Origin of the sequence: Halomonas sp. MMSF_3323, assembly GCF_030733595.1 — a bacterium.
In the GTDB taxonomy this organism is placed as follows: Bacteria; Pseudomonadota; Gammaproteobacteria; order Pseudomonadales; family Halomonadaceae; genus Halomonas; species Halomonas litopenaei.
Window position 1 is genome coordinate 19,846 of the sequence record NZ_JASHIT010000010.1, and the last position, 23,764, is coordinate 43,609.

Sequence of the window (23,764 nt, forward strand, 5' to 3'; positions counted from 1 at the left end):
ACAGATGAGCTTGAACCCGAGAGATGTGGTGGTGGTCGATGGTGCCCGTACCGCCATGGCCAAGGCCAAGAACGGTGGCTTCCGCCACGTGCGTGCCGAGAACCTGTCGGCGGCGGTGATGAATGCGCTGCTCGAGCGCAACGCCGCCGTTGATCCCGGCGAGGTGGATGACGTTATCTGGGGCTGCGTCAACCAGACCCTGGAGCAGGGCTTCAACGTCGCACGCAACGCCCAGATCATGACCGCCATGCCGCGCAGCGTGCCGGCCCAGACGGTCAACCGCCTGTGCGGCTCGTCGATGAGCGCACTGCACATCGCCACCGCCAACATCAAGGCCGGCATGGGTGACGTCTATCTGGTCGGTGGCGTCGAGCATATGGAGCACATCCCGCTGACCCACGGCATCGACGTCAACCCCAGCGCCAGCAAGCACGCCGCCAAGGCGGCGATGATGATGGGCATGACCGCCGAATTGCTGGGCAAGCTGCACAGCATCTCCCGCGAGCAGCAGGACAGCTTCGGCGTACGCTCCCACCAGCGTGCCTACGAGGCCCAGCAGAGCGGCGCCTTTGACCGCGAGATCATCGGTGTGGAAGGCCATGACGCCGACGGTCGCCGGATTCTGGTCAAGCGTGACGAGGTGATTCGTCCCGAGGCCAGCCTGGACAGCATGGCGGGCCTCAAGCCGGTGTTCGATCCGCGTGGCGGCACCGTTACCGCCGGCACCTCCTCGGCACTGTCGGTGGGCGCCAGTGGGATGCTGGTGATGAGCTACGAACGCGCCCAGGCCCTTGGTCTTTCGCCGATTGCCCGGGTGCTGTCCACCGGAGTGTCCGGCTGCGACGCCTCGATCATGGGCTATGGCCCGGTACCGGCGTCCCAGAAGGCGCTCAAGGCGGCGGGACTGAGCATCGATGACATCGACACGGTGGAGCTCAACGAAGCCTTTGCCGCCCAGGCGCTGCCGGTGCTCAAGGACCTGGGGCTGCTCGACGTGATGGACGAGAAGGTCAACCTGCACGGCGGCGCCATCGCCCTGGGTCACCCGCTGGGCTGCTCCGGCACCCGTATCAGCAACAGCCTGCTGAACGTGATGCGGCGCCAGGACACCCGCCTGGGTCTCGCCACCATGTGTATCGGCATGGGGCAGGGCGTGGCGACCGTGTTCGAACGCCTCGACTGAACTCTTGCCGCCTTCGGGCGGAGCAGAGCGGAAAACGCCGGCACTGTCTGACAGTGCCGGCGTTGTTGCGAGAGTGCAGTGTACACGCGCAAGTCATTCAACCGCTGGATACTGCCGTGGGTATCATCTGATCCTGGCAGAGGCGCACCATGGCGCCTCCTCGTCCCAGTGGCACGATCTGACCGACGTTGTCCGGCGGGTTCTGCTGGTCCGATGGTTCGACCACTTCCTCGAGTTCCACCCTGTAGCGATGTCCGGTGAGGTGGGTCAACACGAACCGATGACCCTCGGGCATCTCGGCGGAGGCCGGGAGGAGCCGGCGTACACGATCCAAGACCTCCTCTGACAATACCTCATCCTGCTTTTTGACCAACATCCAGCCAAGCTGCGTCACGATCCCCGCGACGGTAGCGATGGGGCCCGGGTAGAGCTGCCAGAACTGGGTGAAGGTGGGGCCGCGGGCGATCGATACGCTGACGTACTCGGGGCCGAAAATGATGATGAGAACGGCGATGATCAAGACAATCAGCGACACCGCAATGACCAGATAGCCAAAGACAGTATCACCGGTGTAGGAGGGACCTTCGAATTCGATCGGTAGGGCCTCCAGCGTCTGCTGTGCATCCATGCGCATCTCCTGTGGCTCCGTTGGCCGGAGCCGTTGTACTTCCCTGTAGACCCCGACCTCGCCGTGATTTACGGCATCCCTTGAACGGACGAGTATCGAGCGAGTGACGCACAGTCCGGGCGACATCAGGCATCTTGCCAAAGGCCCATCTGTACGTTGGTGAGAGTGTCTCCACAGGGATCTTGGCCTGGCAATGCCGAGGCTTTATGCGACCTATCTAATACGCCATTGGCGATGTGATGGTGCATAGTTACGAGGTCTTGGCGACATTTCCGTTCGCCGCGGCAAGCAAGGGGACGGCGAGTCGATCGCGACGTCAGGTCTATTCGAACGTCTTCTCCGGCAGAGCATGGCGCCAAGGCGCTGACCAGACGGCGGCTCGGTAGCGGGGCTTCTCGGCTCTGGAGGGTGATACACGCTACCTGAACTAGCGCTGCTTCTGGAGATGGAAGCTTCATGCTTCCCGCCCCCGGATTACACGATCCCCGCATCAAGCCCCGCCGCCAGGGTCATGGCGAGTTCCTCCACTTGGTCGGTGAAGTCGTCCTGCCATTCACCCCTTAATACCAGTGGCGCCTGGACCCATTTCCAGCGCAGACCGGTGACGATGCCTTCCACCGCCCGCTGCGTGCCGGTGCCGTCGTGACCCGCGCGGATGTACAGCACGCAGGGCAACCCCTGGGTGTGTTCCAGCCCGGGGTAGTAGCTACGATCGAACGGGCCTTATACGAATATGAAATATGGGTTATATGTTGCTGCCAGCTATAAATATGAATTTAAACAATCGGTTAACAATATTTTTAGGCAACACTTTTCTTCCAACATTTTCTGAAAGATCTCTTTATGCATCATTTAGGTGACGAATTTTGGTTCCTTGCCTCTTGGTGACACTATCCTGTGGGAATCAAGCATTACCATCGGTCTATGGCACAAAGAAGTTCTGTTGGCGTCCATACAAGTGATACCGCTGGCAACCCACCAGCATCTTCGGCAATTCTGTGCAGTGTCTCGCGATCGATCCCTGAATGCTTTCCTCCCCTAGGGTGGCTATGCCAAGTGCCAATAAATGACAGATAACCAAGAGAGGCTTGATGTGCGCCACGCAATTTCTCAACCAACCTATCAGTGCCGAGAATGAAGCGTGCGGACTCGCGTACGCTGTCGCGTGGAGCATCCACTAGCCCTGCGATAATGATGGTGCGGCTTTCGTAAGCAATATAGCCAACCAGTGCGCCACCTGTTTCACATGGCATCCAGCGTCGAGAGTCGTCATGGATCGTTTGTACAACAGGACGCAATATACGTACTTGCCAACCACCTTCATCGACGACATTGATTACCTTGGTCGGTCCAAGCTCCAGCTGGTTCCACGTCATCCCCAGATCACCTTCTGACGATATACCAGTGCAGAGCATAGCGGTGTCCGGCAGGCCGTCGATTAACCAGCGCTCCAGTTGCAGTGCAGCAATTGAGGAGGCGCGTGATACAGTGGCATCTGACATAGGTGTTGTCAGGGAGCGACAGTTTTCGCCAACAAATAGCTCCGTGGGCTCACTAGTATTACCAGCAATTGTATCTCGCAAGGCGGCATTATTCCGGCAGCACTCGAATAGGTATGCTGCCAGGTCATCAACGCGACTTTCACGCCCCGGACCTTCAAGAAGGGCGACCACACTACGGCCTTGCCCATACATTGCTACTCGTACAAGACGCCCCTCTGTCATATCAAGTGGTGCAGACCGTGATTCCGCCGCAAGTACCTTGAGTGATGCAGTAGTCTCGATGATGAGTGGAGCACCGTTCGGTATGACTTGGCCGAATATCTCTGCGTCAACGAATACTTTCACAGCATCTTCATAGTGGGCAGCAATCTGATCATGGGAAAGCTGCTCTAGTGCCGCCTTCATTTGTTCTGTCTTTTTGGGTGGTACAACGGCTAAATCCCCATCGATGATTGCATGACGTGCGATGTTGTGGGGAGATAAGGACTCGTTGTCGATCAGCGTCATATTGCCAAACCCAGCCCGTGCTAAATGCAATGCAATCTTTGATCCCAGGCTTCCGCAACCAACCATCACCAATTGCTTAGTGGTTGGTTCGTGTGGAATTCCAGAGGTGAGTGCGAGCAGTGCGGGAGACAAAGAATGGGCGTGAAAGGCGGAATGGACTGTAGTGGTACGCTCAAGGAGATTCTGCGAATCAATATCATAACGAACCACATAGGGTAGAAGTTCAAGACTACGCCCAGGAGATCCGACTAGAGAAACAGGTCGCTGCACCGCCAAGAGGACGATAACATAAAGACCATGTTGCCAGGTGCGTGGATCTTGCTCTATCCCCATGATCGAACGCCGATAATACTCAATCAGCGACTGCTCGAGTGCATCATAGTCAATACCCAGTTCGGCAGCGCGCGTAAGTAAAGTCGGAAGATCGCACGCAGTCTCTGGCTGGTAATGCTTGAAAACCTGAGGCTTACCATCAACAAACGGTGCTCCGGCGATGAATGCCACTGTATTCCCGCGACTCCATTTCTCGCGGTTATTTTCGCACAAAGTTTGGTTGAAGGCTGGTTCAGCTTGTGGGGTCAAACTGTCATCAAATATCGCGAAGAGACTACCTTCCACGGTGACATAGCGGCAGCCAATCGTGAGAACTGAACCATCAGAAGGTATTACATTGGCAACCCTTTCGGCACTGTAGACGATAGTAGAGGGGCATCTATCCCGACGGGTAGGTTCCCATCCATGCTCTAGATCAAGCAGAGTACCAGCCGCAGCCTTGGATAGCCAGTCGATCAATTGGTCAATTATGGCGTCAAGACCAAAGCGGTGCAGCAACTCATCCAGTGCTCCCTCGAACACGCAGGGGGATACCGGCTCGTCAGGCTGGTGAGGGTTGATATGGGGTAGATCGAGTGGAAAATCCTCACGCAGTAACAACCACGGTGCTGATAGCGGGTAGTCATGACCGAATACGATCCAGCAGGTTTCGACTTCTTGGACACCGGTCGAAGACACACCCGCACGCTTGGAGCGGCTTGGTAAGGGTACTTGCACATCAATACAGACGCGCGTTATCTCGTCAGAGGCATCGGGCTCGCCTACCTTCAGCACACCGTCGTGTCGCTTCAGTCGGTATACAGCGTCTGCAATGGGTTGAGAGACGTTCATGATGCCCCGTGTGGCATTGGGGTCCGCGCCGAAGAGATCACGGCTGCGGCCTTACTGCCACTCTCCTTCTTTGATGGTGGCTGAATGCCGTCGGCAGTCACAGTAAATACCAAAGTAGAATTTGGATCATCGCCAGTGCAGTAAAAGTCACCGGAACCGTCCTTCAAGATGTCCTGGTACTCGCGCTTTGCACGGATGCAAGGCGGGTCATTGTCATCGTCTTCGATGGGGTTGCAACTGGCAACGATGATAGCGCCATCACGGGCCTGCGATAGCGCGTTGCGAGCGCCCTCGTCGACCTCGGCATCCTCCCCATCGTCGGACCAGCTATCGTGGGACAGTGAGTGCCAAGAACAATGGTGAGGCGCTTGGAGCAGGTCATAGCTGAGTGCTTCGGCCTCGCTCTCATAGTGCTCCCAGAGCCGATTCCAAATAAACACTTCGGCATCTCCCCCCGTCACGAAGTTGGCACCGTCGGGTGTCGACGCATCGGCAGCCAATGTGAAATTGATAATGGTGCTGGAACGGTTCTTGGCCAGGGAGTCTTCCTCAGACTCCTCATCCTTAACTTCCAGCGGAGCGAGCAACAAGCCGGAAAAATAGCTCGATTCTTTCCCATTGATGCGGGAGAAGCGTTCGTCGACCTTAATGAGGATACTGCCTAAATCATCGGTCTTGCCCTCGACATCCTCACCCAAGATCAGAATGCGGTCGCCTTCACCCACGATGAAAGCCTGCTTGCGGTTTACCGATACGCGTCGCCGAGCCTCCTTGGCAAAGGCCTCGGCGTCGGGGCATAGGTTCGGTGAGTCCTTCTTCTTGCGACGGAACACGATAGGCGAGGACCAAATTTCACGGATGACGATTCTTTTGTCCTGATCGTCCTCGTCGTCATCAGGGTACTCGTCAAGCGGGCCAAGGTGAAAATGTCGGGTTATCCCCCGGCAGTGATCCTCATCCGGGTGGCTGAGCAGGAAGGCATCTACGTACGGCCTCCCCTTATCATCTCTTTTCAGTCGCTCACGCAGATCACGGGCGACATCATGGGCGTCTCCATTGGGGTCATCGGCATCCTGACGAATGTTCACATCGATCATCAGGGTGGTGGCTACACCATCACCGAATTTGATGAGCGTCATGTCGCCGTTGCCGACAGGGAAGAAGGTGAGCGTAGTGGGCATGACAGGCACCTCTGGACGGAATCGAGCTTATCGCGTATAATCACTATACGCATATTTTTTATACCCGTCAAGTTTCTATACGGACAGAGGATTCGAACGTGACACACACCGAGCCCAAGGGCATGAGCTGGGGACTTGAGCGACGCCTCCAGTTCATCGACTTCCGCTTGCGCTGGGAAGGAAGGATCAACCGAACGGATCTGACTGAGTACTTTGGACTCTCGACTCCGCAGGCATCCCTTGACATAGCGAAATACTCAGAGCTTGCCCCCAAAAATCTGCTTTATGACCGTAGGTCAAAGACTTACATATCAACTCAGGATTTCCGCCCTTTGTACACGCGGAGTTCAGCCAAGCGCTTCTTGGCAGAATTACTCACGACGAAAATGGGTGTCATGGAGGCCTCCTCCAGCTTCATAGGCACTGCCCCTGAAATGGATCTAGCGCCGAGCCCTTGGCGCACTATCGATGAGCAAACCGTCGAGGCCATGGCCAAAGCTATCCGTGGTAAGCAAGCCATTGAGGTTCGCTATCAGTCCATGAGTTCTTCAGAGCCTTCCGAGCGCTGGTTGTCACCACATGCGCTGGGCTACGACGGCTTTCGCTGGCATGTGCGAGCTTACTGCCACAAGCGGCAACGCTTTGGAGATTTCGTATTAGCCCGCATTTTGCACATAGGAGACGCCCGGCCGAGTGACATTAAATCATGCACAGACGAACAGTGGCACACAGTCGTGACATTAAAACTAGTGCCAAATCCGCTTTTGCCTGAGGCCAATCGGAAAGTTATTGAGCTCGACTATGGCATGGAGAATGGTCAGGTTGACCTAGATTGCCGGCAGGCATTCCTTTTTTACACTTTACGACGCTTGGGGCTGCACAGTCAGGACCCTCTTGACCCGCAAGCTCAGCAGATCGTGCTGAAAAACCGGTTTGAGATTCAGCCCTATATTGATGCTGCCATAACAGGATAGAGGTTTATGTCAACCCTGTTTGAACTTATCAAAGATCCGTACGATCGCAAGGCACGAGCAGTCCCCGGGCTACTGTCAGTGTTGCCTTTGCTCATTCCTCTTCTGGTCATCTATGGGCCCGAGCATCCTACTATTACGGCCGTTGTTGGCCTATTGGGAGGCTGCGGCGCCATTTTTGCACTAGCAAATGTGGCAAGAGGCCGAGGAAAACACCTCGAAGGAACATTGGTTAAGGAATGGGGGGGAATGCCTACAACTATTGTTCTTCGCCATCGAGATACATTTTTAGACAGAATCAGTAAGAATAGGTACCACGAAGCGATATCAACCAAGCTTGGTATAGATATGCCCACTGCAGAAGAGGAGGAAAAGGATCCCTCAAACGCCGATGAGATATATATCGGAGCAACCCGGCAGATCCGCGAGCTAACACGCAAGAACAACCCGCTTTTACTTTCAGAAAACATCTCCTATGGGTTTCATCGGAATATGCTTGGAATGAAGCCTATAGGAGTGCTCTTTTGTCTTATTGGCATCGGGTTTGGCTTGATGATTTCCAATGTCTTGAAGATTTCACCTCCTTATGTTTTCCCAACCAACATTGCGGACCCTGGATTGGCTGGAGGTCTGACGCTACTTGTCTCAGCTTTAATGCTTTTCGCATGGATCTTCTACTTTAATCGAGCAGCAGTTAGGCGCATCGGCTTCGCTTATGCAGAGAGATTGCTGGAATGCCTTCCATCATTGCCCACTGTAGAATTGAAAGATAAATAGCAAGACAAGCAAGGAAAGCGCCAGAAGGGTGCCTCATGGCGCTTTCCTTCAATCATAGTTCCAACCGCTGGCCTTCTTGTCATTTTCAGAAGACGACTGCACCAAGTGACGGGGTACAACGCCAGGTGTGAAAGCGGCCCCTGACAGCCCGGTATCAGCAGTCGCCTTCACCCACCTCGACTATGCTCAGTACTCCTATGCACCACAGGCGAGTCGGGGCATGGCGTCAGACTCAACACCGATTGCCGAGCAAGGCGTGGCCACCCTATCCGATGAAGCCTGGGCCCAGGCCCGGCGCCGAACTGACATCATCGGACCACTGGCAGCGCTAGTGGTGGTGGGGCATGAGGCTGCTGACGCCGCCGCTCAAGCGCTGGGCCTGTCCCGGCGACAGGTGTATGTCCTGATCCACCGTGCCCGGCAAGGCACTGGTCTCCTGACGGACCTGGCTCCCGGCCGATCCGGCGGCGGGAAAGGCAAGGGGCGTCTCCCGGAACCGGTCGAACGCATCATCCGCGAGCTGCTGCAAAAGCGCTTCCTGATCAAGCAAAAGCGCAGCCTGGCGGCGTTCCACCGCGAGGTCGCACAGGCGTGCAAAGCGCAACAGCTTCGGGTACCGGCGCGCAATACCGTGGCTCGGCGGATCGCCGACCTCGACCCGATGAGAGCCGTGCGCAGCCGAGAAGGTCAGGAGGCGTCCCGCGGCCTGCAAGGTGCCGGCGGCGTGCCACCCGCCGTGACCGCGCCGTTGGAATAAGTGCAGATCGACCACACGGTCATCGACCTGGTCGTCGTGGACGAGCGCGACCGATAACCGGTTGGCCGTCCGTACCTGACCATCGCTATCGACGCCTTCACCCGCTGTGTGCTCGGCATGGTGGTCACGCTGGAAGCCCCATCCGCCGTCTCGGTCGGCCTGTGCCTCGCGCATGTCGCCTGCGACAAGCGTCCCTGGCTGGAGGGGCTGGACGTGGAGATGGACTGGCCGATGAGCGGTAAGCCCAAGCGGCTCTATCTGGATAACGCGGCCGAGTTCAAGAGCGAGGCCCTGTGCCGAGGCTGCGAGCAGCATGGCATCCAGCTGGACTACCGCCCGCCCAGGCAGCCGCACTACGGCGGCATCGTGGAGCGGGTCATCGGCACGGCGATGCAGATGATCCATGACGAGCTGCCGGGGACGACCTTCTCCAATCCCGGCCAGCGCGGGGAGTACGACGCCGAGAACAAGGCCGTCCTGACGCTGCGCGAGCTGAAGCGCTGACTCGCATTGGCGGTCGGCACCTATCACGGCTCGGTGCATAACAGCCTGCTCCAGCCGCCGGCCGCGTGCTGGGCCGAGGCGGTGACGCGTGTCGGCACACCGGCCATCGTCACCCGCTCTACGGCGTTTCTGGTCGATTTCCTGCCGGTGATCCGCCGCACGCTGACGCGAACCGGCTTCGTCATCGACCACATTCACTACTATGCCGACGCGCTCAAGCCGTGGATTGCGCGGCGCGACCGCTTGCCCGCCTTCCTGATCCGGCGCGACCCGCGCGACATCAGCCGCATCTGGGTATTGGAGCCGGAAGGCCAGCACTACCTGGAAATCCCCTACCGCACCCTGTCCCATCCGGCCGTCACGCTCTGGGAGCAACGCCAGGCGTTGGCGCGGCTGCGTCAGCTAGGACGCGAACAGGTAGACGAGTCATCACTGTTTCGCATGATCGAGCAGATGCGTGACATCGTGACCACCGCGCAGCAGACCACCCGCAAGGCGCGGCGCGATGCGGATCGTCGCCGTCATCTCAAGGCGTCGGCTCCACCTGGCAAGCCCGCTCTGCCGGACACGGACCTGGTTGACTCGCCGACGGGGAGCCAACCGCCGGCCAGGCCGTTCGACCAGATCGAGGAATGGTAGCCGTGGACGAATATCCCTTCATCGACTTGTCCCATCTGCTGCCGGCGGCGCAGAGATTGGCCCGGCTGCCGGCTGCCGGCTGCCGGCGGACGAGCGCATCCAGCGCATTCGCGCCGACCGCTGGATCGGCTATCCGCACGCGGTCGAGACATTGAACCGGCTGGACACCCTGTATGCGTGGCCGAGCAAGCAGCGCATGCCCAATCTGCTGCTGGTGGGCCCGACCAACAACGGCAAGTCGATGATCATCGAGAAATTCCGGCGTGCGCATCCGGCCAGCGCCGACGCCGACCAGGAGCACATGCCGGTACTGGTCGTGCAGATGCCGTCGGAACCGTCGGTGATCCGCTTCTACGTGGCGCTGCTTGCCGCAATGGGCGCGCCACTGCGCCCGCGCCCACGCTTGCCGGAAATGGAGCAACTGGCGTTGGGATTGCTGCGCAAGGTCGGCGTGCGCCTACTGGTGATTGACGAGCTGCACAACGTCCTGGCTGGCAACAGCGTGAACCGGCGGGAATTCCTCAATCTGCTGCGCTTCCTCGGCAACGAGCTGCGCATTCCGCTGGTCGGGGTCGGCACGCGCGACGCCTACCTGGCCATCCGCTCGGACGACCAGTTGGAGAACCGGTTCGAGCCCATGATGCTGCCGTTGTGGGAGGCCGACGACGCTTGCTGCTCACTCCTGGCCAGCTTCGCCGCGTCGCTCCCGCTACGGCGGCACTCCCCGATTGCCACGCCGGACATGGCCCGCTACCTGCTCACCCGCTGTGAGGGCACCATCGGCGAACTGGCGCACCTGCTGATGGCGGCAGCGGTCGCCGCCGTGGAGAGCGGCGAGGAGGCCATCAGCCATCGCACGCTCAGCATGGCCGATTACATCGGCCCCAGCGAGCGGCGCCGCCAGTTCGAGCGGGAGCTGATGTGAGACCGGCGCCACGCTGGCCGCTGCATCCGGCCCCCAAGGAAGGCGAGGCGCTATCGTCCTGGCTTCAGCGTATCGCCGCTTGCTATCAGATGGAGGTGCGCGACCTGCTGGCACACGATCTCGGTCACGGTCAGGTCGATGACCTGGATACCGCGCCACCGCTGTCGTTGCTGACGGTGCTCTCCCAGCGCAGCGGCATCGAGCTGGACCGCCTGCGCTGCATGAGCGTGGCCGGTTGGGTGCCGTGGCTGCTGGACAGCCTCGACGACCAGATTCCAGCTGCCCTGGAAACCTATGCGTTCCAGTGCTCGGTGCTGCTACCGAGACACAAACGTAACATCAGAACAGTCGCACGTTGGCGGGCCTGGCTATCCAGTCAGCCGGTTGACCGGGCCTGCCCGCTCTGCCTGAACGATCCGGCGGAACAAGCCATATTGCTCGCCTGGAAGCTGCCCCTGATGCTGAGCTGCCCGCTGCATGGCTGCTGGCTGGAGTCCTATTGGGGAGTACCTGGGCGGTTTCTCAGGTGGGAGAACACCGACCCTTCACCTCGCGCAGCCAGCGAAGCGATGACGGCGATGGACCGGCGCACCTGGCAGGCGATGACAACGGGCTACGTTAAGCTGCCGCGCCGGCGCATCCACGCCGGCCTCTGGTTTCGGATGCTACGCACGCTGCTCGATGAGCTGAACACCCCGCTCTCGATGTGCGGGACCTACGCGGGATATATCCGCCATGTCTGGGAAGGCTGCGGATATCCGCTGCGCGCTGGACAACGTCTATGGCGACCGTATGAAACCCTGGACCCGGCAGTGCGGTTGCAGATGCTGGAAGCGGCGGCAACGGCCATCGACTTGATCGAGACGAGGGTGATAAGCCCACCCGGAGAGCAGGCAACGCTATTCTGGTTGGAGCCGCAAACCGGGTTCACCAACGGCCTGCCCGCAAAGGAGCGAAAGCAGGAGCCCATCCACGACTGGCAGGAGATGGTCAAGGCAATCAACGAAGCAATCGCCGAAGCGCGGTACAACCCCGAGACAGCCCGCTCACTGTTCGCGCTGGCAGCCTATGGGAAGCGAGACCCCGAATCCCTGGAACGTCTGCGCGACGAGTTTACCAAGGAGGGCATTCCGTCGGAATTCCTGTCACATTATGAGCCCGACGGGCCCTTTGCATGTCGTAAAATAAGTGACTGGTTAAGTGACAAATTTTGACGGCCAGCGCTTTCCGGCGCAAACTGTCACATAATCGATCGTATATGTGACAGGTGTAACATGCTGATTGGTTACACGAAACATCAGTCTGGCTCATGCCCGTCGCCTGAACCACGCCCATTACGGGACGACACTCAAGTCCGAGGCTGTAGAGGATGCGCGACCGGTTCGGCTCGCCGAGCAGCTTTTGATATGTGCAACTACTCTTATGTGTCATAGCTCATACAAAAAAAATATGAGACATCGTTGACCCTCATCAAGGCCGATATCGACGGGACATGGAAATGAATAAGCCTAGGGAGTTACAGAAGGAGTTCTTCCCGGCCACGGCAATGCCGGACAACGCATGGTGGTCGGCTCTATGGCCCGACCCTGACGGCATTGTTCGGACCCTCGGGATAGAGGCCGGAATGACGGTTGTGGATCTGTGTTGTGGCGACGGCTACTTTACAGCACCCTTGGCTGAGCTGGTAAACGGCAACGTTTATGCCCTCGACATCGACCCCGAGATGCTGAACCAGGCCCGTTCAGAGGTTGAGCGGCGGGGCGCATCCGTTGCTGAGTGGCTTTGCGCCGACGCGCGGGACATTGCTGGGTTGGTCCCTCACGAGATCGATTATGTCTTGATTGCCAATACGTTCCATGGCGTTCCGGACAAGACCGCATTGGCGCAGGCCGTATGGCGGGTGCTTAAGGCGGGCGGGCGCTTCGCCATTGTCAACTGGCACCAGGTCGCCCGTGAGCAAACCACTGTGCTGGATAAGCCGCGCGGTCCCAAAACCGAAATGCGCATGTCGCCGGAGCAGGCCCGGGCGGTTGTCGAACCGGCAGGGTTCCAGTTGACTGACCTGGTTGAGCTTCCGCCCTACCACTACGGAGTAATATTTCAAAAACCATAATTTAACGCAGCAACAGCTGTGCCGGAATGTCCGAGGAAGAAAAGGAGGATTTCGAGGCGAAAATTTGAAATGCCAAAGCGATGAAGACGCTCATTGGAGCGTTTTACTTCCAGCACGTGGCCTGAATCGCAAGGAGAACGTTATGACTGAAGATGAGAAAGACACGGGTAAACCCGATAAGGAAAATTCCACTGAAAAAGCTCAGGGAAGTAGCAGCGCCTCCGGCCCCATGGAAATGGGTATGGGCATGGCGAAGAAGATGATGGGCCAGATGGGCAAGGGCGGGCCGAGCCCTATGGCAATGATGCAGAAGATGATGGCGCAAATGGGCCAAGGTCAGGAAAGTGGCGCGCAGATGCCCCCGATGATGCAGATGTGCATGGGCATGTGTTCGGAGATGCTGACCGCCATCAAGCGGACGACTGACATGGCCGCCTTCGCTACACCCGAGCTACAAAACCTTTTCACGGAATGGCTGGAGACTCTGGAGGAAGAGGCGCTCCGGCATCTCGAAGAAGGCGGGGAAACCGATGCGGCGGGGCTCGCTAAAGCGTTGAATATCAGCGAGGAGAGCGCCGTTTACCTCGTAGCCCACATGACCAACAGTGGCAAGGTACTCTCGAAAATTCAGGCCATTGGGGAAAGTAAGAAACAATGAATATTGAAGGAGAGGCGCTATGCCACAAGGATGGGAAATGATGCCCTGGTACGGAATGATTTTCGGCCCGATCATGATGATTCTGGTGCTTGCAACAGTCGTCACGGTTGTGATCCTGCTCGTCCGTTGGTTGGGCGGGGGCTCATGGCAGCCGTTTCACGACAACCGGCAGCCATCTAAGGCGGCGCTCGATATCCTCAAGGAACGCTTTGCGAAAGGAGAGATCGATAAGGACGAGTTTGAAGAGAAGAAGCGTTTACTTTCGGATTGAAGGATTTCATATGCCACCATTCGTAGCAGGCTAAACGTTAAGGGGATTGGTTCAATGACCTCAGCAGACCCAGACGAAATTCAAACAGGTGGCGCCAAAGAAGTACAAGCTCTTTATACAGAGTTGGCTCTGCACCCAGAAAAAGATTTCGGCTGGGGAAAAGGCAAGGAGAATGCGCGCACGCTAGACTATGACCCCGCATGGCTGGAAAGATTGCCTGACGCGGTATGGGCGTCGGCGGCAGCCGTGGGCAATCCGTTTCTTCTGGGACCCATCCGGCGAGGTGAAACTGTCGTTGATCTTGGTTGCGGAGCAGGTGTTGACCTTTGCATCGCCGCTCTGCTCGTGGGCGATGAGGGCCAGGCAATTGGCATCGATTTCACACCGGCAATGGTAGTAAAAGCCAAAGATAACGTGAGGCTTACCGGCCTGAGCAACGTGGCGATTTATGCGGGCGATATAGCCTCTGTTCTGCTGGAAGACGCCTCTATAGATGTTGTCATATCCAATGCTTCCATCAATTTGTTATCAGATAAAGCATGCGTATTTAACGAGATTTTTCGCATCCTCCGACCGGGTGGGCGGCTTCAGTTTGCTGATATGGTTAAAGATGCCAGTGTCGAATCTGCTGTCAGCGCTCGTAGCGCGTCATGGGCTGATTGTGTGGCGGGTACTGTCGAGCCAGACAGTTACCTCAAAATGCTTGAAGATGCCGGATTCCGGCAGGTTGAGTTCGTCTCGTTTACGGGCTATCGAACCGCTGCGACCACAATCGGCGCTTGTTTCCGGGCTCTGAAGCCCTGAGCCCCGGACATTCTTATTGAGCAAAAACTCCTTGTGTTTCCAAGACGATCATTTATGTGACGGACAACATATGCTCATTGGCTACATGCGGGTGTCGAAAGCAGATGGTTCTCAAGCCACCCACCTCCAGCGCGATGCGCTGATAGAAGCGGGTATCGACCCGACGCACATTTATGAAGACCAGGCCTCCGGCAAGCGAGAAGACCGCCCCGGTCTGGCGAACTGCCTCAAGGCACTTCGCCCGGAAGACACGCTGGTGGTGTGGAAGCTGGATCGACTCGGGCGTGACCTCCATCACCTGATCAACACTGTGCACGAGCTCACCGGCCGCGGCGTGGGCCTGAAGGTCCTGACCGGCCACGGCGCGGCTATCGACACGACGACCGCGGCGGGCAAGCTGGTGTTCGGGATCTTTGCCGCTTTATCGGAATTCGAGCGTGAACTAATTTCCGAACGTACACAGGCTGGCTTGGCGTCAGCGCGAGCGCGCGGGCGGCATGGCGGTCGTCCCTTCAAGATGACAGCCGCCAAGCTACGCCTGGCGATGGCGGCGATGGGGAAACCTGAAACCAAGGTGAGTGATCTCTGCCAGGAACTCGGCATCACGCGGCAAACCTTGTACCGGCACATTTCGCCTAAGGGCGAATTGCGTCCCGATGGAGAGAAGCTGCTCGCACGTACCTGACGAGAGATCGGACGCAATGGCACAGGCAACTGGTCGCTAGTGTCAGCAGTAACGCGTGAATCGTGCGTGTCATGATGGTATGCCTCGTTATGGATGTGTTGTTCTGCCCAGCCCGCTTGAGGGGCTCCTGGGCGGGTAGCTGGGACAGGGCTTCACGGCCCATTCGAGCGCACGCTGGCCACGGCATCGAACAGCAGTGCTGGCCGCTGCCACAGGGAATTGATGAAGATGGCGGTCACGCTGGCGGCCATGGCCACCATGGCCCACACGGGGTAGATCAGGCCGGTGGACGCCAGCGGGATGCCGATGCCATTGAACAGGAACGCCAGCGAGACGTTCTGCAGCATCTTGCGATACCCCCAGCGGCTGATCCGCCTGGCGGTGACCACGCTGCTCACCTGTGCGTTGAGGATGATGATGTCGGCGGCGTCGATGGCGATATCGGTGCCGCTGCCCATGGCGATGCCCACATCCGCCTGCATTAGGGCTGGGGCGTCGTTGATGCCGTCGCCGACCATGGCCACCCGCCCTTCGTGCTGCATCTTCCGCAACAAGTCGGCTTTCTGTTCCGGCAGTACGCCGGCGTGGACGGTGTCGATGCCCACTAGTTTGGCGATATGCCGGGCGGTGCGTTCGTTGTCGCCGGTCATTAGGGCGGTACGGATGCCCAGCCCACGCAACTGCTGCACGGTCTCCGCGGCATCGGCCCGCAGGCCATCGCCCAGGGCGATGATCCCCAGTAACCGTTCGGCACAGGCGACGACGATAACGGTCTGGCCTTGATGCTCGGCGGTCTCGATGCCATCGCTCACCGGTGCCAGATCGATGCCCTGCTCGACGAGGAAGGCCGGGCTGCCGACCCATACCGGTTCGTCGTCCACCCGAGCGGTGACGCCTCGGCCGGAATGTGCCTGAAACTCGGCCACGTCGGGGATTGCCAGGTCCCGTGACAAGGCCGCTTCGACCACGGCACGACCCAGGGGATGTTCCGAGGCGGACTCGACCGCGGCGGCCAGCGACAACAGGGTGTCGTCGTCGCCATCGACACTGGTCACGCCACGTACCGCGGGGCGGCCCTCGGTCAGGGTGCCGGTCTTGTCGAACACCACGGTGGTGACGCGACGCAGGGCTTGGAAGGACTCGCCGGTGCGCATCAGCACCCCCTGGTCGGCCGCTTCGCCGGCGCCCCGCACGATGGAGAGTGGCGCGGAGATGCCCACCGCGCAGGGATAGCCCATCACCAGCACGGTCAGGGCGGCGAACACGGCCCGTTCCAGGTCGGGTGCGGCGCCCCAGAGCAGCGGCGCACTCATCCAAAACCCGAAGGCCAGTGCTGAGACGATCAGCACCGTGGGGGTATAGACCCGCAGCACCCGGTCCACCAGATGCAGCAGGCCCGGCTTGAGTGCCCGGGCATCTTCCAGGCTGCGGACCACCTGCTGCAGGAAGCTCGCCTCGCCGGTGGCCGTCACCCGCACCACCAGCGTGCCGCTGCCATTGATGGCGCCGCCGACCACCGCATCGCCTACCGTCTTCTCGATTGGCAGGGGTTCGCCGGTGACCAGGGACTGATCCACGGCCGAGTCGCCATCGATGACCTCGCCGTCCACCGGGATACGCTCGCCGGGGCGAATACGCACCCGCATGCCGGTGTCCACCTGCGCCACCGGCAGGTCACGTTCGCCACCCTCACCGGTGACGTGGGCGGTCTCCGGCTGCAGGTCGAGCAGGCGGCGCACCGACTGGGAACTGCGGGTCTTGACGATCAGCGAGAGCCACTCGGAGAACAGGTGGTAGGTCAGCACCATGACCGAGACGGCGAAGAAGGCGGCGGTGGGGTAGCCGTCGGGCCTCAGCATCAAGCCGATACCGCCGCCGACAAGGCCCGCGAAGGCCCCGATTTCCACGAGTACGTGTTGATTGAGAATGCCCCGGCGTAGCGCCTGATAGGCCATGAGCAGCATCTGCCGGGCGATCCCGAACACCATGGCCACCGCCAGGATCGCGACCAGGATCGCCTCCTGGCCCGCCAGCAGGCTTCCGGCGCGTAGCGCGAACAGGATCAACCCACCCAGGGCCAACAGCGCGCTACCGCCCAGGGCGGCTCGGGTGCCCTGGCCGCGAAGGACGGCATAGCCGAAGGTCACCAGGCTGACATAGACCAGGGTGGAGAGCCCCAGGGTCCAGGGCGAGGTGGGATCGACGATCAGGCCCACCGCCGCCAGACTGGCGGCCAGCGCCACCAGGAAGCGGTTGCGTTCACGGGCCAGCTCGCGCTCCTGGTGAGCATAGGGTTCGATCTTGCGAGGGTCGCTGAGGGTGTAGCCGATGGCCTGCAGGGTGCCCATCAGCGTCTCGGCGCTATTCTCGCGCGTGTCGTATTCCACCAGGGCTTGTTCGTGAGTAAGGCTGACCGCCACGCGGCGTACGCCCGCTTTCTGTCCCAGGGCGCGCTCGATGGTACCGGTGCACAGCGAGCAGTGCAGTCCGCCGATATGGGCCCTCACCCGCTGGATCTCCGGCTCCCCGGTGGCTTCCAGGCGCCAGGGTGGGAGGCCTGCCTCCGTCGTGGCTGTCGCTGCCGTACGCATCGCCTGCCCTCTTGGTGAAAATGAGGTCATGCGTCAAGGATAGGGGCCGTACTTTGCTACGGGGTCAAGCGCCGATGGGGAGCAATGGGGAACGGTACAGAGGCACAGCAGAGGTGGCGCCGGTCAAGCCCTCACGTCCAGGAGAAGGCCAACCACAGGGTCCAGGCCCCCAGCCCCACCAGTACGGCACCCGTCCAACGCGGCATGCGTCCGGCGAGTCGCGCGAGGGCCTCGAGCCAACGCCGGCCACGGGCAGTATAGACAGCCAGCACCAGGGGGCTGGAGAGCGCCAGGCCGAACACCAGCAGGGTGGTGGCGCCGAAGATGATGCCCCCACCGGCCGCGGCCCGCGCGGCCGTATCACCGAGCAGCACCGCCAGCAGAGGGGCGGCACAGGCCGGCACATTCAAGCCGAACAGCACGCCCAGTCCCAGGCTGCCCGGAGTACCGGAGAGGCGTGGCAGGAGGCGGTTCAGGTGGGCCAGTAGCCAGGGCGTGCCTCCACCGAGGTACAACAGCCCCACGCCCACATAGAGGCTTCCCAGCACGGCCCAGAGACCATGCTGTAGCCCCGTGAACGCACTGCCGATCAGTGCCGCGAGCACCCCCAGCCCGGCCATCAGCGCGGCCCGGGTCAGGGTGAACAGCAGCGTCTGGATGGCCTGCATCCGAAGAGGCAGGCGCTCGAGATGGCGGATGAACAGCAGGTGGCTGCCGACCGAACAGGGCTCGACAAAGCCCAGCAACCCGAGTCCGGCGGCCAGCGGCAAGGCCGTGGCAAACTCCAAGACGCTAGCCAGCCGCTGTCACGAGACTTGCCGAATACCCTGCGCTGCGCACCGCTTCGGCGAGCCGCTCACCGGAGGTCTGACCGGTGTCGACGGCCACCTTGGCCTCGCCGTTCTCATGGGAGACCGAGCACCCCTTGACCCCCGCCTGTTGTTCGAGAACGTGGCGGACGATCTCCGCGCAACCATCGCAGTGCATGCCCTCGATCGCGAGTCGTACTGTCTGCATATCAGGCTCCTGTCGCTTGGCTGTCTCGCCGTTCAGTACCCTGTCATGCTCCAGGGCCTCGATGATGGAGCAGCACCGCAAGGGGCCTTCTCCGGGACAACGGTCGAGCAGCGTCATCAGCCCTCGGCGAATATGCTGGAGCCGCTCGATCTTGCGGTCCACATCCTGGAGTTTGGCGGTGGCTCGCTGCCGAACCTCTCCGGCATCGGTGTCGTGGTCGGTACGCAGCGAGAGCAGCTCGGCGATCTCGCGCAGGGAGAAACCGAGCTCCTGGGCGCGGCGAATAAACTGCACCCGCTGCACCGTCTCATCCGAATAGACGCGATATCCTCCCGCTGCTGGACGAGGCGGCTGTTCGATGAGCCCGCGTCGCTCATAGAAGCGAATCGTCTCGACCCCGACGCCCACCGCTTGAGCCACTTTGCCGATGGTCATGTCACTCATGTCGGCACCTGCGCAGTCTGCGAAAAGAGTTTACTGGCCGTATCATGGTACGGGGGCAAGGGGCAGATACCTACCGAGAGATCACAGCTAGGCATGTTGCTCATCCCGCACAGCAGGACAACTGCTTCACGTCCTTGGTGAAGGTCTGGGCGCAGAGCTTGAGGCCTTCCACCATGGTCAGGTAGGGGAACAATTCGTCGCCGATGGCCTGCACCATCATGCGGGCGCGTAGCGCCATCACGGCGGTCTGGATCAGCTCGCCGGCGTCCCCTGCCACCGCCTGCACGCCCAGCAACCGTCCCGTATCGCGTTCGGCCACCATCTTGATGAAACCACCGGTGTCGAAGTTCACCAGCGCCCGGGGCACGTTCTCCAGATCGAGCACACGGGTCTCCACGTCAAAGCCCTGCTCGAGTGCCTCGGCTTCCGTCAGGCCGACGGTGGCGACCTGGGGGTCGGTGAAGATCACCGCCGGCATGGCGCTGAGGTCCAGGGTGGCCTTGCCCCCGGTCATGTTGACGGCGGCCCGACTGCCCCCGGCGGCGGCGACATAGACGAACTCCGGCTGATCGGTGCAGTCACCGGCGGCGTAGATGCCCGGTACCGTGGTTTGCAGGTGCTCATCCACCAGAATCGCCCCGCGTGCGGTTTCCACGCCGATGCTCGCCAGGTTCAGGGCCTCGGTATTGGGTGTCCGTCCGGTGGCCACCAGCAGTTGATCCGCCCGCAAAGTGCCGGCGTTGGTGTCCAGCACGAACTCGTCTTCGGTATAGTCCACGCGGCTCGCCTGGGTCTTCGTGAATACCTCGATGCCCTCGCGGCGAAACGCCGCCTCTACCGCGTCACCCACCGCCGGATCTTCCTGGGAGAGCAGGCGGTTGCGGGCCAGCACCGTGACCCGGCTGCCTAGCCGGGCGAATGCCTGGGCCAGTTCCAAGGCCACCACCGAGGCCCCGATCACGATCAGCCGTTCGGGAAGGGTGTCCAGTGCCAGCGCGCTGGTGGAGGTCAGGTAGGGGGTGTCGGCCAGCCCCGGGATCGGCGGCTCTGCCGGACGGGCGCCGGTGCCGATGAAGGCGCGATCGAAGCGGACGGTCTGCTCGCCGCCCTCATTTAGCGTGACCGTCAGGCTATGGGCATCGACGAACCGCGCCTCCCCCTTCAGGACCGTGATGGCCGGGTGGTCGCGGAGTATGCCTTCATACTTGGCATCGCGCAGTTCCTCGACACGCCGCTGTTGCTGCTCGAGCAGCTTGGCCCGATCTACCACCGGCGCTTGGCTGCTCAGGCCGGCATCGAAGGGGCTTTCCCGGCGCAGATGGGTGACATGCGCGGCGCGGATCAGGATCTTCGAGGGCACGCAACCAGTGTTGACGCAGGTGCCGCCGAGGGTACCGCGTTCGATCAGGGTGATGCGGGCGCCGCGCTCGGCCGCCTTCAGCGCGGCTGCCATGGCCGCGCCGCCGCTGCCGATCACGACGATGTGCAGGTTCATGTCATCACTCATGAGGGGAATTCCTTGAATCTTTAGAGGTGTTGTCACCACAGGCGTCGTATTGCTTCTTGCGCCATAGCGCATAGAGGGTCAGGCCGATGAAGAAGGCCAGAGCAGGAAGCAGTACCACGTCCAGGTAGCCGGTCAGTGCCGCCAGGCCAACGGTGCCAAGCAGGATCACCAGGATGGGTGTAAAGCAGCACAGCGCCACCAGGACGGTGCCAATCACGCTCGCGCGCAGCAGGGTCTTGGGGTTCTTCATGGTCACTCCCGATCCGCTTCCGAGGGTGTCGGGGATGAGGGGTAGCCGGCGTTGGTGGTGGCTTCGGTCAATGCTTCGACGGACGTTCGTGAATCGTCGAAGGTGACCACCGCCTCACGATCCGGGTAGCTCACATCGACTTGCGAGACGCCGTCTACCTTGTTGAGGGCGGCCTTGACGGTGATCGGGCAGGCGGCGCAGGTCATGCCCGGCACCGACAACGTCACGGTCTGCGGGGCGGCCCAAGCCGACGTGGCGAGCGTCGCGGAAAGCGCAATACAGGCAGCGAGTCGTTTCATGGCGATCTCCTCTTAATAGAACAGGGGCAGGAGGTAAGGAAACAGCAGCGCGATCAGCACCAAGGCAGCGACGATCCAGAAGATGGCTTTATACGTCGTGCGAACCTTTGGCATCGCGCAGGTTTCGCCTGGCTTACAAGCGGTGGCAGGCCGGTAGATTCGGCGCCAGGCGAAAAACAACGCCACGAGTGCCGCGCCAATAAACAGCGGTCGGTAAGGCTCCAGTGCGGTGAGGTTGCCGATCCAAGCGCCCGAGAAGCCCAGTGCGACCAGCACGAGCGGCCCGAGACAGCAGGTCGAGGCCAGGATCGCAGCGAGGCCACCGGCTGCCAGGGCACCACGACCGTTCTTGGATTCCGTCATTAGGTTGTCCTTCTGAATTCTTGGCCGATACGCTAACGTTACTTCCGTAGTCAACTACAGAGTCAAGTTCGATGAATGAGGCACCGGAAAATCTGACCATCGGCACCTTTGCCCAAGCGGCCGGGGTCAATGTGGAAACGATCCGCTTCTATCAGCACAGGGGGTTGTTGCCGACGCCGGAGCGCCCTCCTGGCGGCATCCGGCGCTATGGCAGCGCCGACGTGGCGCGCGTGAAATTCGTGAAAGCGGCGCAGCGGCTGGGATTCAGCCTGGACGAGATCGGGCAGCTACTGGCTCTGGAGGATGGTGCTCATTGCAGCGAGGCGGCGGAACTGGCGTCACAGCGGCTTGACGACGTGCGCGCCCGGCTGGCTGATCTGACCCGCGTCGAGGTCGCCTTATCCCGGCTGGTCGATGAATGCCATGTGCATCAAGGGAAGGTGTCGTGCCCGTTGATCGCTGCCCTGCATGACTGGTAGGTCATGCAGAGGCTCGTCGATGTGGTGCTGCCAGCTTCTGAAACTGACATCCAGGGCGCTCTGCGGGGCTGGTTTTCCGTAAAGAAATCGCGTAAATCTTTCTATGTATAGAAAAGGTCCATTTCTCGGTTACCCGATGGAGGCTGAGATGACGAATCGACGCGATAGGCCGCATGAACGGCTACGGGGGAGCGTCATCAAGAATGAGGCCCCGCTGGAGCCAGCTGCAGAAGAGAAGGATTGGGCAATGCTCGGCACTGATGAGCCAGAAGAGCACATCGCAATCGCAGTCTGGCGGGCGGCTATCGAGCTGTTTGAGGGTGATCGAACAGCGGCAGACCGGTGGTTACATCACGAGGCAATAGGCCTTGGATGGAAGCGGCCCATCGATGTCATGCAAGCAGACCCTCAGCAGGTGCTCGACCTGATAGCCAGGATAGAGCATGGGGTTTACACCTGATCCGAGCCTGACGATGGCATGGCTGTGAATTCGTGACGCCTTTAGCCGGCTGGGCCTGCTTCCAGTGATTGCAGATAGCACAGCAGATCGTCGGCGCGCCCAGCGCTCATCAGCTGTTCGGCAGTCAGGTGAACGAATACGTCAATCGGTTCATTGTGAAACCAATGGCAGGCCTGAGCCTTGGAGCTGCAAACCCGCTCGGCTTCATCCAGCACTGCCGTTGCATGTTTTTCAGTCGTGCTTGGTTCTGCCATGGGGGCATTCCTAGGGCTTTAGGAAATGCCGGGATGAAGATTGTTCCCTTTCCTTCCATTGCCAATGATCACGGGGCGCTCTTGAAGAAACTCGTCATCAACCTTTTGTAGCTCTGGGAAGGAAGCCCAGGATGGGCGAACAGGGCGTAGGATGATCATGTCCCCATCCCGAGAGATTTTCAGCCTTTCCGCTCTTTCATAGGCTATGTCAGCGGGCAGGCAAACAGCTTGGCCCTTACCCATATTGTAAATAGGTACGGTTTCCATCTGCTAAACCTCAGGGTCACTGCGGGATAGGTGTCGGTCCCCGGGTGATTAATTGCTCGAGACCCTGAGCTAAGGTGTAAGTCATCGGTATTCATATTATACCGGCATCTAGGCTGGCGGCCATGGATAAACCGAGCTCTTCGCACTGATCAATGAATTCTGGCTGAAACTCTCCTCTGCATATCAAAGGTTCTTGAACCAACTTCCAGCGTAACCCTGTAGTGATTGACTCAATTGCCCTGCGTGTTCCAGTGCCATCGTGACCGGCACGAACATAAAAAGTAAATGGCATGCCCTGAGTCTTATCTAGGCACGGGTAGTAACAACGGTCGAATACGTCTTTAATCAAGCCCGCCATATAGCCCAGGTTTTCCGTTGTTCCAATGATTACGGCTTGAGCAGAGATTATATCCTCAGATTGAGTATCAAGAGGTGAGCGGCAAACAAGATCAATGTCAGTTACATCAGGATGCGTAGCTCCTTTGATGACTGCATTGACCAGTTTTTTTGTATTTTCAGATGGCGCGTGCGCAATCAGTAGTAATGTCTTGCGTTTGGTCATAA

24 protein-coding genes and 3 pseudogenes are annotated in these 23,764 nt (G+C 59.8%); 13 read left to right on the plus strand and 14 right to left on the minus strand.

The features are described from left to right. Positions 1 to 4: 4 nt before the first annotated feature. The gene (gene fadA, locus RBB39_RS06695; RefSeq protein ID WP_045992964.1) at positions 5 to 1,183 is read left to right on the plus strand and encodes an acetyl-CoA C-acyltransferase FadA; all 1,179 of its coding nucleotides are present in this window, start codon (positions 5 to 7) and stop codon (positions 1,181 to 1,183) included. Positions 1,184 to 1,280: 97 nt separating this feature from the next. On the opposite strand, the gene RBB39_RS06700 is transcribed toward fadA, so the two are convergent. From RBB39_RS06700 to RBB39_RS06715, 4 genes and pseudogenes are all read right to left on the minus strand, one after another. Further along, on the minus strand, positions 1,281 to 1,811 hold the full coding sequence (locus RBB39_RS06700) for a hypothetical protein (RefSeq protein ID WP_045992963.1): 531 nt from the start codon (positions 1,809 to 1,811) through the stop codon (positions 1,281 to 1,283). A 474-nt stretch (positions 1,812 to 2,285) separates the two neighbouring features. Beyond that, positions 2,286 to 2,528: pseudogene (locus tag RBB39_RS06705) on the minus strand (flavodoxin family protein); the annotation flags it as partial. Between the two features lie 194 nt (positions 2,529 to 2,722). Continuing rightward, positions 2,723 to 4,984, minus strand: a complete 2,262-nt coding sequence (locus RBB39_RS06710) for a ThiF family adenylyltransferase (RefSeq protein ID WP_306168936.1) — start codon at positions 4,982 to 4,984, stop codon at positions 2,723 to 2,725. Then, on the minus strand, positions 4,981 to 6,165 hold the full coding sequence (locus RBB39_RS06715; RefSeq protein WP_306168937.1) for a metallohydrolase: 1,185 nt from the start codon (positions 6,163 to 6,165) through the stop codon (positions 4,981 to 4,983). The genes RBB39_RS06710 and RBB39_RS06715 overlap by 4 nt, the downstream gene beginning before the upstream one ends. Positions 6,166 to 6,263: 98 nt before the next feature. Between RBB39_RS06715 and RBB39_RS06720 the strand changes: the two genes are divergently transcribed. The 10 genes and pseudogenes from RBB39_RS06720 to RBB39_RS06765 all read left to right on the plus strand — a co-directional run bounded on the left by RBB39_RS06720 (position 6,264) and on the right by RBB39_RS06765 (position 15,269). Further along, positions 6,264 to 7,139 (plus strand): YafY family protein, encoded by an 876-nt coding sequence (locus RBB39_RS06720; protein WP_306168938.1) that lies wholly within the window; start codon positions 6,264 to 6,266, stop codon positions 7,137 to 7,139. 6 nt (positions 7,140 to 7,145) lie between these two features. Next, positions 7,146 to 7,913: a hypothetical protein gene (locus RBB39_RS06725; RefSeq protein ID WP_306168939.1), complete on the plus strand. Its 768-nt coding sequence runs from the start codon at positions 7,146 to 7,148 to the stop codon at positions 7,911 to 7,913. A gap of 220 nt (positions 7,914 to 8,133) precedes the next feature. Beyond that, positions 8,134 to 9,813, plus strand: a pseudogene (locus tag RBB39_RS06730) (Mu transposase C-terminal domain-containing protein). A gap of 2 nt (positions 9,814 to 9,815) precedes the next feature. After that, positions 9,816 to 10,738, plus strand: a pseudogene (locus RBB39_RS06735) (TniB family NTP-binding protein). Further along, positions 10,735 to 11,952, plus strand: a complete 1,218-nt coding sequence (locus RBB39_RS06740; RefSeq protein WP_306168940.1) for a TniQ family protein — start codon at positions 10,735 to 10,737, stop codon at positions 11,950 to 11,952. Before RBB39_RS06735 ends, RBB39_RS06740 begins: the two are co-directional and overlap by 4 nt. 278 nt (positions 11,953 to 12,230) lie before the next feature. Beyond that, positions 12,231 to 12,851 (plus strand): class I SAM-dependent methyltransferase, encoded by a 621-nt coding sequence (locus RBB39_RS06745; protein WP_306168941.1) that lies wholly within the window; start codon positions 12,231 to 12,233, stop codon positions 12,849 to 12,851. Positions 12,852 to 12,993: 142 nt separating this feature from the next. After that, positions 12,994 to 13,509 carry a hypothetical protein gene (locus tag RBB39_RS06750; protein ID WP_306168942.1) on the plus strand — a complete coding sequence of 172 codons (516 nt, stop codon included), beginning with the start codon at positions 12,994 to 12,996 and terminating at the stop codon, positions 13,507 to 13,509. A 19-nt stretch (positions 13,510 to 13,528) separates the two neighbouring features. After that, complete coding sequence (locus tag RBB39_RS06755) at positions 13,529 to 13,780, plus strand: SHOCT domain-containing protein (protein ID WP_306168943.1); 252 nt, start codon at positions 13,529 to 13,531, stop codon at positions 13,778 to 13,780. A gap of 54 nt (positions 13,781 to 13,834) precedes the next feature. Continuing rightward, positions 13,835 to 14,584 carry a methyltransferase domain-containing protein gene (locus RBB39_RS06760; protein ID WP_306168944.1) on the plus strand — a complete coding sequence of 250 codons (750 nt, stop codon included), beginning with the start codon at positions 13,835 to 13,837 and terminating at the stop codon, positions 14,582 to 14,584. A 70-nt stretch (positions 14,585 to 14,654) separates the two neighbouring features. After that, positions 14,655 to 15,269 carry a recombinase family protein gene (locus tag RBB39_RS06765; protein ID WP_306168945.1) on the plus strand — a complete coding sequence of 205 codons (615 nt, stop codon included), beginning with the start codon at positions 14,655 to 14,657 and terminating at the stop codon, positions 15,267 to 15,269. Positions 15,270 to 15,421: 152 nt separating this feature from the next. Here the strand turns inward: RBB39_RS06765 and RBB39_RS06770 are convergent, their stop codons facing one another. The 7 genes from RBB39_RS06770 to merT form a co-directional block, all read right to left on the minus strand. Then, on the minus strand, positions 15,422 to 17,860 hold the full coding sequence (locus RBB39_RS06770) for a cation-translocating P-type ATPase (RefSeq protein WP_306168946.1): 2,439 nt from the start codon (positions 17,858 to 17,860) through the stop codon (positions 15,422 to 15,424). 131 nt (positions 17,861 to 17,991) lie between these two features. Continuing rightward, positions 17,992 to 18,648: a cytochrome c biogenesis protein CcdA gene (locus RBB39_RS06775; protein ID WP_306168947.1), complete on the minus strand. Its 657-nt coding sequence runs from the start codon at positions 18,646 to 18,648 to the stop codon at positions 17,992 to 17,994. A 4-nt stretch (positions 18,649 to 18,652) separates the two neighbouring features. Then, positions 18,653 to 19,321, minus strand: a complete 669-nt coding sequence (locus tag RBB39_RS06780; protein ID WP_306168948.1) for a MerR family transcriptional regulator — start codon at positions 19,319 to 19,321, stop codon at positions 18,653 to 18,655. 100 nt (positions 19,322 to 19,421) lie between these two features. Beyond that, complete coding sequence (merA, locus tag RBB39_RS06785) at positions 19,422 to 20,828, minus strand: mercury(II) reductase (RefSeq protein WP_306168949.1); 1,407 nt, start codon at positions 20,826 to 20,828, stop codon at positions 19,422 to 19,424. Further along, positions 20,821 to 21,078, minus strand: a complete 258-nt coding sequence (merF, locus tag RBB39_RS06790; protein ID WP_138179092.1) for a mercury resistance system transport protein MerF — start codon at positions 21,076 to 21,078, stop codon at positions 20,821 to 20,823. Before merF ends, merA begins: the two co-directional genes overlap by 8 nt. 2 nt (positions 21,079 to 21,080) lie before the next feature. After that, complete coding sequence (merP, locus tag RBB39_RS06795) at positions 21,081 to 21,377, minus strand: mercury resistance system periplasmic binding protein MerP (protein ID WP_306168950.1); 297 nt, start codon at positions 21,375 to 21,377, stop codon at positions 21,081 to 21,083. 12 nt (positions 21,378 to 21,389) lie between these two features. After that, complete coding sequence (merT, locus tag RBB39_RS06800; protein WP_306168951.1) at positions 21,390 to 21,740, minus strand: mercuric ion transporter MerT; 351 nt, start codon at positions 21,738 to 21,740, stop codon at positions 21,390 to 21,392. A gap of 71 nt (positions 21,741 to 21,811) precedes the next feature. Here merT and merR point away from each other — a divergent pair, with 71 nt between their 5' ends. Continuing rightward, positions 21,812 to 22,219, plus strand: coding sequence for an Hg(II)-responsive transcriptional regulator (merR, locus tag RBB39_RS06805; protein ID WP_306168952.1), 408 nt, complete (start codon positions 21,812 to 21,814; stop codon positions 22,217 to 22,219). 148 nt (positions 22,220 to 22,367) lie between these two features. Further along, positions 22,368 to 22,679, plus strand: a complete 312-nt coding sequence (locus RBB39_RS06810; protein ID WP_306168953.1) for an antitoxin Xre/MbcA/ParS toxin-binding domain-containing protein — start codon at positions 22,368 to 22,370, stop codon at positions 22,677 to 22,679. Between the two features lie 41 nt (positions 22,680 to 22,720). Here RBB39_RS06810 and RBB39_RS06815 read toward each other — a convergent pair whose 3' ends face one another. From RBB39_RS06815 to RBB39_RS06825, 3 genes are all read right to left on the minus strand, one after another. After that, positions 22,721 to 22,933, minus strand: a complete 213-nt coding sequence (locus tag RBB39_RS06815; RefSeq protein ID WP_306168954.1) for a hypothetical protein — start codon at positions 22,931 to 22,933, stop codon at positions 22,721 to 22,723. A gap of 18 nt (positions 22,934 to 22,951) precedes the next feature. Further along, positions 22,952 to 23,200, minus strand: coding sequence for a type II toxin-antitoxin system VapB family antitoxin (gene vapB, locus RBB39_RS06820; protein ID WP_371931863.1), 249 nt, complete (start codon positions 23,198 to 23,200; stop codon positions 22,952 to 22,954). Between the two features lie 91 nt (positions 23,201 to 23,291). Continuing rightward, positions 23,292 to 23,762, minus strand: a complete 471-nt coding sequence (locus tag RBB39_RS06825; RefSeq protein ID WP_306168955.1) for a flavodoxin family protein — start codon at positions 23,760 to 23,762, stop codon at positions 23,292 to 23,294. Positions 23,763 to 23,764: the final 2 nt, after the last annotated feature.